This window comes from Micromonospora sp. NPDC049523, from assembly GCF_040676775.1.
In the GTDB taxonomy this organism is placed as follows: domain Bacteria; phylum Actinomycetota; class Actinomycetes; order Mycobacteriales; family Micromonosporaceae; genus Micromonospora_G.
On the sequence record NZ_JBFAPP010000013.1, the window covers coordinates 1 to 14,779 of the forward strand.

Consider the following 14,779-nt stretch of genomic DNA (forward strand, 5'->3'; position numbering starts at 1 on the left):
GGGCCACCCACGAGCGGTAGATGATCATGTGCTCCCAGTTTGCTCCCAACGTAAGTTGACGGCCCTCGCCGGTCACGGCGGGCCCGAACCCCCACGACGGCGAACCCGAAACCCAGACAGCCGCCACAAGCGGCAACAGAGACCCCGCCGGTCCAATGTTGCACCGACGGTGACCCCGGCCGGACCCGCGCCTTCCTCGGTGCGACGGGTCCGGCCGGGCTCCGGCTGAGCCGGCGACACTCAGCTAAGCCCGGCGAGCTGATCGCGGGTGAGCGCCCCGTCGACGACCGCAACCCGATGCCGGCGACTGATCCGCTGCCCGGCCGGGATCGTCAGCGTCTGCCGGTAGGCCAGCGCGATGTTCACCCCGGGGTAGCCGTAGGCGCGGGTGAACCAGACGTCGCCCTCGCCCAGGCCGGAGAAGACCAGGGTGTACGGCGCACCCCCGGCGCCCTCCCCGACCAGGGCCAGCCACGGCTCGGAGGTCCCGTTGACCTGGTCCTCGCCCTCGCCCGACGCGGTGAGGACCCGTACCGTGCCGAGCGCCGCCCGCCAGAAGAACCCGCCGTAGCCGGCGCCGTCCGGCCGGCCGTTGGTGGCCGGGCTGCCCAGGGTGACGTCCCGGTCCGCCGGTGCGGTCAGGCTGTACGCGAAGTCGAGCAGCCAGGCGTCGTCGCGGCCGGCGATCGCACCGGCGGACACGGTCCGGTCCTCGGTGAGCAGGAGTTGCCCGTCGGTGCCGAGCCAGCGCAGGCGCTGCCCGAAGCCGTTGTCCGCCTGCCGTCCCCAACTCTCCGGCACGATCCGCCCGTGGTCGTCGAGCCAGGTGTAGCCCTGGTCGCGTACGTAGGTCTTGCCGCCCCACAGGTTGTAGCCGTCGACGTCCTGCACGCCGACGGAGACGCCGAGGTGGTGCGGGTGGTCCTCGGGCAGGATGTCGGTGACCACCACCCCGCCGAGCGTCCGTACGGGGTGCAGGTACGGCCGGGGCGACAGGCGCTGGTCGAGGTCTGGCGTCGGCACGTACTCGGCGACGGTCTCGCCGCGTACGCGCAGCCGGGTGGTGGTGGTTCCGTGGCTCATCTGTCCGCCTCTCGTGGTCGATCTGCTCAACTGCGGGTCGACCAGCCAGGTACGAATTGGAAAGCGCTTGCCCCCGATCGGCGCCACCCTACCGGGCGCGGCCGCTCGACTGCTGCCGGTAGGGTCGGCGCCACGACGCGCGACCGGTGGCGCGGGGATCGATCCGGCAACGCTATTCTTGACACGTTTCAGTCGGCGCGACTAGCCCGACTGCGAGAAGGAGGCGACGGTGGCGGGACCAGCCGTGAGCATCCGTGACGTGGCCACCCGCGCGGGTGTGTCGGTCGGCACGGTTTCCAACGTGCTCAATCGGCCCGACATCGTCGCGGCGTCCACCCGTACCCGCGTGCTCGCCGCGATCAGCGATCTCGGCTTCGTGCCGAACGACGCGGCCCGGCAACTGCGCCGCGGCCGGGGGCGCACGCTGGGCCTGGTCGTGCTCGACGTGGCGAACCCGTTCTTCACCGACGTCGCCAAGGGCGTCGAGGAGGCCACCGGCGCGGCCGGGATGGCGGTCATCTTCTGCAACAGCGACGGCGATCCGGTACGCGAGAGCGCCTACCTGGACCTGCTGGAGGAACAGCGGGTCCAGGGCGTACTGATCACCCCGGTCGACGACGCGAACGAGCGACTGGTGCGGCTGCGCGACCGGGGCGTACTGGTGGTGTTGTTGGACCGGCGCTCGACCCGGCCGGACGTCTGCTCGGTCTCGGTCGACGACCGGCTCGGCGGTGAGCTGGCCGGCCGGCACCTGGTCGAGACCGGACACCGGCAGATCGCCTTCGTCGGCGGGCCGTGGCGGTTGGAGCAGGTCCGTGACCGCTACGCCGGTGCGGTGCACGCGCTGCGCGAGGCCGGTTTGGACGAGGACCGGCTGCGCCGCTTCGACACGGCGAGCCCGACCGTGGCCGCCGGCCGGGACGCGGCCGCCCGCATCCTGGGTCAGCCTCGTTCGGCCCGCGCCACCGCGGTCTTCTGCGCCAACGACCTGCTCGCCCTCGGGGTGTTGCAGGAACTGACCCGCCAGCAGGTGCGGGTGCCCGAGGAGATCGCCCTGGTCGGGTACGACGACATCGAGTTCGCCGCCGCGGCGGCGGTGCCGCTGTCCTCGGTCCGCCAGCCCCGCCAGCGGCTCGGCCGTACCGCGGCGGCGCTGATGCTGGAGGAGTCGAACGAGCCGGACGTGCACCAGCACCAGCAGGTGATCTTCGAGCCCGAGCTGGTGGTCCGCGAATCCAGCCGGTACACCCGCCGGGAGAGCTGAGCCGAGCCGTCCGGCGGCCCTCGGCACCGAGGCCGAGGGCTTCGTTTCCTTGACATCTCCGCGCGCTCGCTCGTAGTTTGAGGGCGGGATTATTGAAACGGTTCACAACTAAGGGGGCCCGGTGCGGAGAGTCTGCTTCGTCCTACGGGTACGACCCGATCGGCTGACCGAGTACACCGCGCGGCACGCCGCCGTCTGGCCGGACATGCTGGCCGCGCTCCGGGACGCCGGTTGGTACGACTACTCGATCTTCCTGCACACCGACGGACTGCTGGTCGGCCACTTCCGTACCGACGACCTGGCCGAGTCGCTCGCCGCGATGGAACGTACCGAGGTCAACGCGCGGTGGCAGGCGGAGATGGCGCCGTTCTTCGAGGGACTCGACGGGCGCCGCCCGGACGAGGGCTTCACCGTCCTGACGGAGATCTTCAACCTCGACGCCCAACTCGACGCCCTCACCCCCGCCGCCGCGGCCCATCCCGCCGCACCCGCATCCGCATCCGCATCCGCCGCACCCGCATCCGCATCCGCACTCGATTCCACTCAGGAGCTATCGTGACCGCCACCGCAGCCTCGCCGGAGGTCCGGGCCGCCCTGCGCGGCCAGCGGATCGAGGTGCCCTCCTGGGCGTACGGCAACTCCGGCACCCGGTTCAAGGTGTTCTCCCAGCCCGGTGTGCCGCGTACGCCGCAGGAGAAGATCGCCGACGCGGCACAGGTGCACGCGTACACCGGGATCGCGCCGATCGTCTCGCTGCACATCCCGTGGGACCGGGTCGACGACTACGCCAAGCTCGCCTCGTACGCCGCCGACCTCGGGGTACGGATCGGCGCGATCAACGCGAACGTCTTCCAGGACGACGACTACCGGCTCGGCAGCGTCACCAACCCCGACCCGGCGATCCGGCGCAAGGCCCTGGGTCACCTGCTCGAGTGCGTCGACATCATGGACGCCACCGGCTCGCGGGACCTGAAGCTGTGGTTCTCCGACGGCACCAACTACCCCGGCCAGGACGACGTCCGGTCCCGGCAGGACCGGCTCGCCGAGGCCCTGGCGGCCACCTACGAACGGATCGGCGAGCACCAGCGGATCCTGCTGGAGTACAAGCTGTTCGAGCCGGCGTTCTACGTCACCGACGTACCGGACTGGGGCACCGCGTACGCGCACTGCCTCAAGCTCGGCGAACGGGCCCAGGTGGTGATCGACACCGGGCACCACGCCCCCGGCACCAACATCGAGTTCATCGTGGCGTTCCTGCTGCGCGAGGGGAAACTCGGCGCGTTCGACTTCAACTCCCGCTTCTACGCCGACGACGACCTGATGGTCGGTGCGGCCGACCCGTTCCAGCTGTTCCGGATCATGCACGAGATCGTCCGGGCCGATGCGCTGAAGGTCGAGTCGGGGGTGAACTTCATGCTCGACCAGTGCCACAACATCGAGCCGAAGATCCCCGGCCAGATCCGCTCGGTGCTCAACGTCCAGGAAGCCACCGCGAAGGCACTGCTGGTCGACGCCGACGCGCTGGCCGCCGCGCAGGCCGCCGGTGACGTACTCGGCGCGAACGCGGTGCTGATGGACGCGTACAACACCGACGTCCGGCCGCTGCTGCGCGAGATCCGGGCCGAGCAGGGCCTCGACCCCGACCCGATGGCCGCGTACGCCCGGTCCGGTTACGCCGAGAAGATCGCCGCCGACCGGGTCGGCGGGCAGCAGGCCGGTTGGGGCGCATGACCACCACCGGCAAGAACTCCGACAACGGCACACACGAGGGGAAACCGAGCACAGCGATGGGTACGCATCCGGAGGTGGCGGCGCTGCTGGGGCGCAGTCACCGGATCGGCGCCGACCGGCGCAACACCAACTTCGGCGGGGGCAACGTCTCGGTCAAGGCCACCGGCGAGGACCCGGTCACCGGTACGCCGGTCGAGCTGATGTGGGTCAAGGGTTCCGGCGGTGACATCGGCACCCTCACCGAGGCCGGGTTGGCGGTGCTGCGGCTGGACCGGCTCCGCGCCCTGGTCGACGTCTACCCGGGCGTCGAGCGCGAGGACGAGATGGTCGCCGCGTTCGACTACTGCCTGCACGGCAAGGGCGGCGCCGCGCCGTCGATCGACACCGCCATGCACGGCCTGGTCGACGCCGCCCACGTGGACCACCTGCACCCGGATGCCGGTATCGCGCTGGCCACCGCCGCCGACGGCGAGGAACTGACCCGGCGCTGCTTCGGCGACCGGGTGGTCTGGGTGCCGTGGCGCCGCCCGGGCTTCCAACTCGGTCTGGACATCGCCACGCTGGCCCGGGACAACCCGCAGGCGATCGGGGTGATCCTCGGCGGGCACGGCATCACCGCCTGGGGCGCCACCAGCGAGGAGTGCGAAGCCCGCTCGTTGGAGATCATCGCCACCGCCGAGCGTTTCCTGGCCGAGCACGGGCGGCCCGAGCCGTTCGGCCCGCTGCTGCCCGGCTACGCCGCGCTGCCGGCCGAGCAGCGCCGCGCCAGGGCCGCCGCCCTGGCCCCGGTCATCCGGGGTCTGGCCAGCACCGACGCCCGGCAGGTCGGGCACTTCACCGACGACGAGGCGGTGCTGGACTTCCTGGCCCGCACCGAACACCCCCGGCTCGCCGCACTCGGCACCTCCTGCCCGGACCACTTCCTGCGGACCAAGGTCCGGCCGCTGGTGCTGGACCTGCCGGCGGACGCACCGCTGGAGCAGGCGGTGACCCGGCTGCGCGAGCTGCACGAGGCGTACCGCAAGGACTACCGGGCCTACTACGACCGGTACGCCGAGTCGGACTCCCCCGCCATCCGCGGTGCCGACCCGGCGATCGTGCTGGTTCCCGGCGTGGGCATGTTCAGCTTCGGCAAGGACAAGCAGACCGCGCGGGTGGCGGCCGAGTACTACCTCAACGCGGTCAACGTGATGCGCGGCGCCGAGGCGGTTTCCACGTACGCACCGATCGACGAGTCGGAGAAGTTCCGGATCGAGTACTGGCTGCTCGAAGAGGCGAAGCTGCGCCGCCTGCCCGCACCGAAGCCGCTCGCCGGCCGGGTCGCGCTGGTCACCGGCGGCGGCTCCGGCATCGGGGCGGCGATCGCCCGCCGGCTCGGCGCCGAGGGCGCGGCCGTGGTGGTAGCCGACCGGGACGCAACCGCCGCCGCGACGGTCGCGGCCGAGATCGGCAACACCGACCGGGCCGTCCCGGTGACCGTGGACGTCACCGACGGCACGGCGATCGAGGCCGCGTTCGCGTCGGCCGCCCTCGCCTTCGGCGGGGTGGACCTGGTGGTCAACAACGCCGGGCTGTCGGTGTCGAAGTCGCTGCTGGACACCACCGAGGCGGACTGGGACCTGCAGCACGACGTGATGGCGAAGGGTTCGTTCCTGGTCTCCCGGGCCGCCGCGCGGCTGCTGATCGACCAGGGCACCGGCGGTGACCTCGTCTACATCGTCAGCAAGAACGCCGTCTTCGCCGGCCCGAACAACGTCGCGTACGGCGCCGCCAAGGCCGACCAGGCGCACCAGGTACGGCTGCTCGCCGCCGAACTCGGCGCGTACGGCATCCGGGTCAACGGGGTCAACCCCGACGGCGTGGTCCGGGGCTCCGGCATCTTCGCCGGTGGGTGGGGCGCCAAGCGGGCCGCGGTGTACGGCGTACCGGAGGAGGAGCTGGGCGCCTTCTACGCCCAGCGGACCCTGCTCAAGCAGGAGGTGCTGCCGGAGCACGTGGCGAACGCGGTCTTCGCGCTCACCGGCGGGGACCTGTCGCACACCACCGGGCTGCACGTGCCGGTCGACGCCGGCGTGGCCGCCGCCTTCCTGCGCTGAGCCACGACCATGGACGAACAGCGATGAGGAGTAACGCGTCGAGGTCGGCGGCGGTCGCCGCGGTCGACCTCGGCGCGTCCAGCGGGCGGGTGATGCTCGCCGAGGTCGACCGCGACCGGGTCACGCTGACCGAGGCGCACCGGTTCGACAACGGCCCGGTACGCCTGCCCGACGCCCTGCACTGGGACGCGTTGCGGCTGTACGCCGAGACGACGACCGGGTTGCGGACCGCCCTGGCCCGCCGCCCCGACCTGGCCAGTATCGGGATCGACTCCTGGGCGGTCGACTACGGCCTGCTCGACTCGGGCGGGGCGCTGCTCGGCAACCCGGTGCACTACCGCGACCGGCGTACCGACGGGGTGCCGGAGCGGGTGGTGGCGGCGCTCGGCGCGCAGCGGCTCTACCGGGTGACCGGGCTGCAACTGCTGCCGTTCAACACGCTGTTCCAGCTCACCGCGGCACTCGGTACGCCCGCCCTGGCGGCGGCGCAGCGGATGCTGCTGGTCCCGGACCTGCTGTCGTACTGGCTGACCGGGGTGGTGGGCAGTGAGGTCACCAACGCCTCCACCACCCAACTGCTGGACGTACGGACCCGCGAGTGGTCGACCGAGCTGATCGAGCAGGCCGGGCTGCCGGCGCGGATCTTCGGCCCGCTGCGCCGTCCTGGTGACCACGCCGGGGAACTGCTGCCCGAGGTCGGGGAGGCGATCGGGGCGACCTGGCCGGTGCCGGTCACCGCGGTCGGCTCGCACGACACCGCCTCGGCGGTGGTCGCGGTGCCAGCCGAAACCGACCGGTTCGCCTTCATCTCCTGCGGTACCTGGTCGCTCGTCGGCCTGGAACTGACCGAGCCGGTGCTGTCCGCGGCGAGCCGGCGGGCGAACTTCAGCAACGAGGCCGGGGTGGACGGCACGATCCGCTACCTGCGCAACGTCATGGGGCTCTGGCTGCTCCAGGAGTCACTGCGCGCCTGGCGGGCCGCCGGCCTGGACGTGGAGCTGACCGACCTGCTGACCGAGGCGGCCCGGCGGCCGGCGCTGGCCGCCGTGATCGACCCCGACGACCCCGAGTTCCTGCCGCCGGGTGACATGCCGACCCGGATCGCCAAGGCCTGCGTACGGCTGGGGCAGCCGGCGCCGGCCGATCCGGCGGCGATGGTCCGGTGCATCGTGGACAGTCTGGCGCTGGCCCACCGGGTCGCCGTCCGGCAGGCCCAGGAGTTGTCCGGTCGGGACGTCGACGTGGTGCACGTCGTCGGTGGCGGTGCCCGCAACGAGCTGCTCTGCCAGCTCACCGCCGACGCCTGCGGGCTGCCGGTGGTGGCCGGTCCGGTGGAGGCGACCGCGCTGGGCAACGCGCTGGTGCAGGCGCGGGCGCTCGGCGTACTCGATGGTGGGCTGGCCGAACTGCGGGCGGTGCCGCGCCGCGATACGACGCTGCGGACGTACCGCCCGGCGCCCGGCGCCGCCGCGGCTTGGCAGGCGGCGGCGGACCGGATCGGCCGACCGGGCTGAGACCTCCCGCGGGAGGGGTGCCCGCGGGTACGGGAAGGGGGTGCCGTGTCTCGTGCGGTGGCACGGCACCCCACCCCCGATCGACCTCGACGGCGGAACGAGCAGGGCGGTGCGGTAGCGGTCGAGACCTCTGCCGCGCGGCCGCCGAGCAGCAGGAACCCGCCGAAGCCGAGCACGTAGCCCGAGACGACCGACCCATAGCAGGCGGCTGATCGGCATACCGAGCGCGCCCTGAATTGAGGGGAGGGCGGCAGCCACCAGTGAGGTGTCCAACGCGTCGAGGAAGAACGCGGCGCACAGTACAGCGAGCAGACCAGCGGCGCGTCCGCGCAGCTTGTCGGCCTCTTGGTGGCCCTTGGTGGCGGCCGTCAGGTCGGTTTCAGTCATGCCAGGAATGTGGCGCGTGCCGCTATGGTCTTACCTATATCGCCGCTATAGCGCGGGACTCGGATGGTGTCGGACACCACCTGTCGGCGGCGCGCAGCGATGTCGGCTCCGCCGGATTCCTCGAACAGTCGGACACCGGCGAGTAGCAGCCGGTCACGGACGGGACTCTCGATCCAGGCAGACCCCTACCGCTACAGTAATATCTATAGCGGCAGGTGGTCCTGGTACGCCTGCCGCGCGGCCCCACTCCGCTCCGTGGCACCGCGCAGCCAGGTCCCCCGTCCACCCAGCCCCCACGCACAACCTCCGGCCACCCCCTGTCCCCGCATCGAGCACGTCAGGGACGAGGTCCGGAGCCATCCCGAAACGGTGTGATCCCATCCATGAGCACCCCCCAGGCGACACAACCCAGGCACCTCAGCCCGGTCCTGGCGGTGACGCCGTGAGATGCACCCGACGGATCTCGCCCCCCGGCCCCGCCGGCAGCACCCTCCACCGGTGGCCACACGAATCGGTTCGGATGACCACGGCCGCATATCGGCAGCGGTGGGTGGTGGAGACGATGGCTCCCGCTCCGGACGACCGCGTGTTGGAGATCGGGTGCGGTCGGGGAGTTGCCGTGTCGCTGGTTTCCGAACGGCTCAGCACCGGCAAGATCATTGCGATAGATCGCGCGGCGGCAATGGCGCGAATCGCATCGGAACGTAACGCGAGTCATATCAGCTCCGGCAGAGCCGAGATTCGACACGCCCGATTGGAATCTGCCAATCTTCCGTCCGGTCGTTTCGACAAGATATTCGCGGTCAATGTCAACCTGTTCTGGTTGGGTGCCGGCACCGCACAGATCGACCTGATACGGAAGCTGCTGGCGCCAGGGGGCATCCTCTACGTATTCGGCGAACGACCCACGTCCGCGAACGCCACCGCCAACCTCAGGTCGACCGAGGCCCTGCTCCGAGGGCACGGCTTCGAGGCGGCGGGATCGACCGCGGCCCGCGGGCACGGAAGTCTCCTCACCTGCGTCGCCGGCATGCCGATCTGACGTTCGGCGATGCGGTCCCGGCAACGGCCGACGATCCGGGCACGACCGTCCGTCGCGGCTCGCGTCCCCGGCACCACGACCCGTCACAGGCACGGGTGTGTCGAGCTCGCCCGGGCGAGCGCCCCGCCCGCTTCGCCAGGCGGCAGATTCGTCCGGGGGAAGACCTTGTTCCGGAACCGTCCCAAAGCATTGACTCTGGGCAATAGAGGAGTCAAAGTGATGCCAGAGAGCGCTCTCACTACCCAGTTCGACACTCGTCCGTAACCCGTCCGACACAAGCTCCGGTGCGATCGACGATGCCCCTTCGGCGCCGCCACCGGCACAGCGGAGTCGGGCGCCACCACACCCCACCTACGGACGTTGCACCGGTGGCGACTCCCACGCCGCTCTCCTGCCCATGCCCCGAAGGAGCCCCATGCACCCGGTCGCACCACCAACCCGTTCCAGACCACGCCGCCTGCGTCTCGTCACCGTGCTCACCGGACTCGTCGCCCTCGTCGGCACCTACCTCGCGGTCGGCGTCGGCCCGGCCGCAGCCGCCGAGGTGACGCTCTCCCAGGGTCGTCCCGCCACCGCGTCCTCGGTCGAGGGTGGCTACGCCGCCAGCGCCGCCGTCGACGGCAACGCCGGCACCCGCTGGTCCAGCGCCTTCAGCGACCCGCAGTGGATCCAGGTCGACCTCGGCTCGGCCCGCCCGATCAGCCGGGTGGCGCTGAACTGGGAAGCCGCGTTTGCCAGCGACTTCCGGATCCAGACCTCCAACGACGCGACCAACTGGACCACCATCCACACCACGGTCGCCGGCACCGGCGGCAGCAAGAGCATCGCCGTCTCCGGCAACGGTCGGTACGTCCGGCTGCACGCCACCAAGCGGGCCACCGCGTACGGGGTGTCGCTCTGGGAGTTCCAGGTGTTCGGTGACGACGGTGGCGCCCCGCCGCCGCCCCCGCCGAACGGGCCGATCGTCCGGGTGGCCGAGTTCCTGGCCGACTGCCCGTTCACCCGCCGGCTGCCCGACGACCCGATCATCTTCCCGGGTCTGGCCGGCGCGTCGCACATGCACAGCTTCTTCGGCAACCTGTCGACCGACGCCAACTCGGACTACACGAGCCTGGCCAACGCGTCCAGCAACTGCAACCCGTCGATCGACCTGTCGTCGTACTGGGTGCCGACGCTGTACAACAACAACGTGCCGGTGGAGCCGACCATCGTCACCTTCTACTACCTCGGTGAGGGCGTACGCGCCGACATCGTCGCGCAGACCCAACCGATGCCGCTCGGCCTGAAGATCGTCGCCGGCAACGCCAGGGCCACCAGCGGCGACGAGAGCATCGCCCGCTGGTCCTGCCTGCACGCCGGACAGGTGCCACCGGGCAAGGACTTCGTCAACTGTCCGGCCGGCACGATGATGGAGTCGTACCTCGACTTCCCGCAGTGCTGGAACGGCCGTGACCTGGACTCGCCCGACCACAAGAGCCACATGGCGTACCCGGTCAACCAGGCCTGCCCGTCCACCCACCCGGTGCACGTGCCGAAGCTGCGCCAGGTGCTGCGTTACCCGGTGAACGGCAACCCGGCCAACTTCCGGCTGGCGTCCGGGCCTGGCTACACGATGCACGGCGACTTCTTCAACGTCTGGCCGGCGGCGGAGATGGAGCGGCGGGTGCTCAACTGCATCCGCCCGGTCATCAAGTGCGGACATGACGGAACCTACTGAACGTGATCCACTAGGCAATGGATGACACCGACGGCGGGGCCCGGCAAGCCGGGTCCCGCCCCGGTCCGTCGCCGACCGCCGGCACCAGGGAGGACGAGATGACTTCGACCGTACGCGGCGCGTTGCTGCTGACCCTGCTCGCCGTACTCCTCGGCGGTTGTGCCGGCGGTGGCGACAAGCCGGCGGCCGGGCCCGGTGCCGGTGCGGCGGCGAGCCCGTCCGCGACGGCCGGCCCGGCTGGCGCACCCGGTGCGGCCGGGGCGGCGGGAAACTTCAACCCGACCGACATCGCCTGGACCCAGCTCATGATCGCGCTGGACGAGAAGACCCTGCTGCTGACCGACCTCACCCCGAAGCAGACCTCGGACACCGGCATCCGCGGCATGGCCGACCAGGTCGGTACCAACCACCGGGGTGAGCTGACCGGGCTGCGGGACCTGCTGCGGCAGGCCAGCGTCGCGGAGAGCAACGAGCACGAGGGCCACGACATGCCGGGCATGGTCACCGCCGACGACCTGCGCGCGTTGACCGCCGCCTCCGGTCCCGCGTTCGACCAGCTCTTCGTCAGCAACATGCGCGACCACCTGGAGCAGACCCTGCGGCTCGCCCAGGCGGTGGAGAAGTCCGGCAGCGAGCCGAACATCCGGGCGCTGGCCACCGAGATCGAACGCACCCGCACGGCCCAGCTCGACCAGCTCACCGCGCTCGAATCACCGGGGCGCTGAACCGACGTACGGGGCGGCGCAGACGTCAGGACCCGCGATACGGTCGACGCCATGCCGAGGGTCCTTCTGGTACCGGGGCGCAACAAAGCCCGACCGGAGCACTGATCACACCACTCCCCTGCACTCGGCGCTGCTGGTGGCGCCGCCGTACCTGGACCCGGACTGGATCCTCGGGCCGGACGACCGGCCGGGCGAGCACTTCCCCCGGTTCGTCCACCGGGAACGGCTGCCGTTGCGCACCATCGTGGTGGCCAGCCGCACCGACCCGTGGGCGACGTACGAGCAGTCGGCGACGTACGCCTCGGACTGGGGTGCCGAACTGGTCGACGCGGGCGACGCCGGGCACCTCGACACCGCCGCCGGCTACGGCCCCTGGCCCGCGGGTGAGCGCCTGCTGGCGGACCTGCTCGGACGGGACCCGCGGGTCAGGTAGTGGGGTTGATCGCGACCTTGAGCCAGCCGGGCTGCCGGCGGTCGAACTCGCGGTAGGCGTCGACGATGTCACTCATCGGCTCGTCCTCGGTGACCAGTCCGGACGGGTCGACCGTGCCGTTGCCGATCATCTCGACCAGTTGCGGCAGGTAGTGCCGGTGGTTGGCGTTACCGGCCTTGATGGTGAGGTTCTTGTTCATCGCGATGCCGGTCGGGAAAGAGGTCATCGTCGGCGGGTACACCCCGAGGATGCCGAGCGTGCCGGCCTTCGCCAGGGCGTCGACCGCCCAGCGCAGGGCCTGGCCGGGCGCGTTTCCCGGCACCCAGTTGTCGTCCTGCGGTGCCGCGTGCGGTGACACGTCGGCCATCTCCCGGGCGATCAGGTCGGCCTGCTGGTCGGCCCGTGCCCCGGCAGGACCCCCGCTCGGACGCTGCGCGTCGACGCCGACCGCGTCGATGGCCCGGTCCACGCCGATGCCCCCGGTCAGCTCGTCGATCACCGACACCGGGTCCTCGGCACTGAAGTCGATCACCTCGGCGTGCTGGCCTTTCGCGGTGGCGAGCCGGTCCGGCAGTTGGTCGACCGCGATCACCCGGCCGGCGCCCTGTAGCTGCGCGGACAAGATGGCAAGTTGGCCGACCGGTCCGCAGCCGAAGACCGCCACCGTGTCCCCGGCGGAGACGTCGGCGATCCGGGCCCCGAACCACGCGGTGGGGAAGATGTCCGACAGCAGGATCGCCTCGTCGTCGGAGACGTCGTCGGGGAGCGCGACCAGGCCATTGCTCGCGTACGGGATGCGGGCGTACTCGGCCTGGAGTCCGGCGAAACCACCGGCACTGTCCGGAGCGCCGTAGTACGCCGTACCGGCGCGACGGCCGCCGGGGTTCGCGTTGTCGCACTGGGCCTGATAACCGGCCCGGCAGTAGGAACAGAACCCGCAGGAGATGGTGGACGAAATCACCACCCGGTCACCGGGCGAGAAGTTGCGTACCGCGCTGCCGACCTGGACCACCTCGCCGACGCCCTCGTGGCCGAGGATGCTGCCCTCCCGCAGGCCGGGTACGGTGCCCCGGGCGAAGTGCAGGTCGGTACCGCAGATGGCACTTGCGGTTATCTTGACGATCGCGTCGGTCGGTTCCTCTATCCGCGGATCCGGAACCTCGTCCAACCGGATATCGCCGACACCGTGCCAGACCGCTGCCCTCATCGCCGAGCCCCTTCCCCAGGTCCCAAACCGTCCGTTGGGCCTACCCGACCCGGCGGTCGGAAAACCGTCCCGACCTCCCGCACCCGGAGCCGACGGGTGCGCCACCGTACGCCGAAGACACGGCGGTGCCCGATTGCCGGAGACACGGCGGTGCCCGATTGTCGGAGACACGGCGGTGCCCCGGTCCAGGTGGACCGGGGCACCATCGGGTCGGCACTCAGCCGAGCTGAGTTGGGGGGGCGCTCAGCCGAGCTGAGTCGGGGGCGCTCAGCCGAGCTGGCTCTTGGCCTCCGAGATCAGCCGCTTGGCGCCTTCCTGTGGCGGGATCCGGCCGAAGATGACCTCGTCGTAGACCCGCTGGAATTCGGCCTTGACCGCGCCACCGCCCTTGGGCTGGGCCGGCGGGGTCGGCAGCAGCTGGTCGGTCACCGAGCTCTCGAACTCGTAGACCAGCTTGTCGTTCTCGGCCAGGGTCGGCGCGAGCGCGTCGCGTACCTTGCCGTTCGCCGGCATGCCGCGGGAGACCGCGAGGACCTTGCCGGCCGCCTCGTCGTTGATCAGGAAGTCGATCAGCATGGCCGCCTGCTTCGGGTGCTCGCTGCGCTCGGCGACGCTGTACGCCATTGCCATCGAGGCGATCATCCCGCGCTTGTCGGTGTCGCTGGGCATCGGCGCGATCGCCAGCGGGGCGCCGTACGCGGCGATCATCGGGCTGAAGCTCGAGTCGTAGTTGACCTCCGCCGTGACGCCCTTCTTGATCAGCGAGGAGTTCTGCACCGAGCCGTCCATCTGGGTGGTCAGCTCGGCCGGGGCGAGCGCGCCGGCCTTGCGGTACTCACCGGTCATGGTCCAGAACTGGGTCAGGTCGCTCTCTTCGAAGCCGAGCTTGCCGTCGTCGGTGTAGATCTTCTTGCCGCGCTGCTGCAACCAGATGTCGAACCAGTCGATGGCGAAGCCGAAGTCACCGAAGCCGGCGACCTTGCCACCACCCGCCTGGTTCAGCTTCTGGCCGGCGGCGAGCAGGTCGTTCCAGGTCCAGGTGGCGGTGGGGGCGGCGACACCGGCCTTGCTCCAGAGCGCGGGGTCGTAGATGACACCCTGGGTGTTCTGCGCGATCGGGATGGCGTAGGTCGCGTCGCCCACCTTGCCGGCGGGGAGCAGCGTGGGGGTCAGGTCGCCGACCTTGAGGGTGCCGTCCTTGATGTACTTCTCGAGGTCGAGCAGGGCGTTACGGTCGGCGTACTCACGCAGGTAGGCGCGGTCCATCTGCACCACGTCCGGGGCGTCGCCGCCGGCGATCTGGGTGGAGAGCTTCTGGAAGTACGCGTCGAAGGCACCGAACGAGGTCTGCACCTTGATATCCGGGTACTTGGCCTCGAACAGGTCGATGGCCTCCTCGGTCACCTTCGCCCGGGCGTCGTTGCCCCACCAGGTGAACTGGAGGGTGACGGGGCCGTCGTCGGCCGCGTCGTCACCGCCGCCGCACGCGGCCAGCGGCAGGGCGAGCAGCGCCGACACGGCGACCGCGGCGGCCCGTGCGACGCGGTGGGCCCGACGGGTTCTGAACATAGGGGTTTCTC

12 protein-coding genes and 1 pseudogene are annotated in these 14,779 nt (G+C 70.9%); 9 read left to right on the forward strand and 4 right to left on the reverse strand.

Features of this window, described 5'->3' with window-relative positions:
- Window positions 1–240: 240 nt before the first annotated feature.
- Window positions 241–1,083 carry a PmoA family protein gene (locus tag AB0J90_RS21010; protein ID WP_363598239.1) on the reverse strand — a complete coding sequence of 281 codons (843 nt, stop codon included), beginning with the start codon at window positions 1,081–1,083 and terminating at the stop codon, window positions 241–243.
- 229 nt (window positions 1,084–1,312) lie between these two features.
- Here AB0J90_RS21010 and AB0J90_RS21015 point away from each other — a divergent pair, with 229 nt between their 5' ends.
- From AB0J90_RS21015 to AB0J90_RS21035, 5 genes are all read left to right on the forward strand, one after another.
- Window positions 1,313–2,347 carry a substrate-binding domain-containing protein gene (locus AB0J90_RS21015; RefSeq protein ID WP_363598241.1) on the forward strand — a complete coding sequence of 345 codons (1,035 nt, stop codon included), beginning with the start codon at window positions 1,313–1,315 and terminating at the stop codon, window positions 2,345–2,347.
- Window positions 2,348–2,468: 121 nt separating this feature from the next.
- On the forward strand, window positions 2,469–2,906 hold the full coding sequence (locus AB0J90_RS21020) for an L-rhamnose mutarotase (protein ID WP_363598243.1): 438 nt from the start codon (window positions 2,469–2,471) through the stop codon (window positions 2,904–2,906).
- Window positions 2,903–4,078 (forward strand): L-rhamnose isomerase, encoded by a 1,176-nt coding sequence (gene rhaI / locus AB0J90_RS21025; protein ID WP_363598245.1) that lies wholly within the window; start codon window positions 2,903–2,905, stop codon window positions 4,076–4,078. The genes AB0J90_RS21020 and rhaI overlap by 4 nt, the downstream gene beginning before the upstream one ends.
- Window positions 4,075–6,174, forward strand: coding sequence for a bifunctional aldolase/short-chain dehydrogenase (locus AB0J90_RS21030; protein WP_363598247.1), 2,100 nt, complete (start codon window positions 4,075–4,077; stop codon window positions 6,172–6,174). Before rhaI ends, AB0J90_RS21030 begins: the two co-directional genes overlap by 4 nt.
- A gap of 23 nt (window positions 6,175–6,197) precedes the next feature.
- A complete protein-coding gene (locus AB0J90_RS21035; protein WP_363598249.1) occupies window positions 6,198–7,688 on the forward strand; it encodes a rhamnulokinase family protein in 1,491 nt (496 codons plus the stop codon).
- A gap of 125 nt (window positions 7,689–7,813) precedes the next feature.
- Here the strand turns inward: AB0J90_RS21035 and AB0J90_RS21040 are convergent.
- Window positions 7,814–8,015 (reverse strand): annotated as a pseudogene (locus AB0J90_RS21040) (MFS transporter); the annotation flags it as partial.
- A gap of 622 nt (window positions 8,016–8,637) precedes the next feature.
- Between AB0J90_RS21040 and AB0J90_RS21045 the strand changes: the two are divergent.
- The 4 genes from AB0J90_RS21045 (at window position 8,638) to AB0J90_RS21060 (ending at window position 11,992) form a co-directional block, all read left to right on the forward strand.
- The gene (locus AB0J90_RS21045; RefSeq protein WP_363598584.1) at window positions 8,638–9,117 is read left to right on the forward strand and encodes a class I SAM-dependent methyltransferase; all 480 of its coding nucleotides are present in this window, start codon (window positions 8,638–8,640) and stop codon (window positions 9,115–9,117) included.
- A 415-nt stretch (window positions 9,118–9,532) separates the two neighbouring features.
- Complete coding sequence (locus tag AB0J90_RS21050) at window positions 9,533–10,834, forward strand: DUF1996 domain-containing protein (RefSeq protein ID WP_363598251.1); 1,302 nt, start codon at window positions 9,533–9,535, stop codon at window positions 10,832–10,834.
- A gap of 98 nt (window positions 10,835–10,932) precedes the next feature.
- Window positions 10,933–11,559, forward strand: a complete 627-nt coding sequence (locus tag AB0J90_RS21055) for a DUF305 domain-containing protein (protein ID WP_363598253.1) — start codon at window positions 10,933–10,935, stop codon at window positions 11,557–11,559.
- Window positions 11,560–11,677: 118 nt separating this feature from the next.
- Window positions 11,678–11,992, forward strand: a complete 315-nt coding sequence (locus AB0J90_RS21060) for an alpha/beta hydrolase (RefSeq protein ID WP_363598586.1) — start codon at window positions 11,678–11,680, stop codon at window positions 11,990–11,992.
- On the opposite strand, the gene AB0J90_RS21065 is transcribed toward AB0J90_RS21060, so the two are convergent.
- Together AB0J90_RS21065 and AB0J90_RS21070 are read right to left on the reverse strand one after the other, a co-directional pair.
- The gene (locus AB0J90_RS21065; protein ID WP_363598255.1) at window positions 11,985–13,199 is read right to left on the reverse strand and encodes a zinc-dependent alcohol dehydrogenase; all 1,215 of its coding nucleotides are present in this window, start codon (window positions 13,197–13,199) and stop codon (window positions 11,985–11,987) included. The genes AB0J90_RS21060 and AB0J90_RS21065 overlap by 8 nt on opposite strands.
- Window positions 13,200–13,466: 267 nt before the next feature.
- Complete coding sequence (locus AB0J90_RS21070; RefSeq protein ID WP_363598257.1) at window positions 13,467–14,768, reverse strand: extracellular solute-binding protein; 1,302 nt, start codon at window positions 14,766–14,768, stop codon at window positions 13,467–13,469.
- Window positions 14,769–14,779 lie beyond the last annotated feature (11 nt).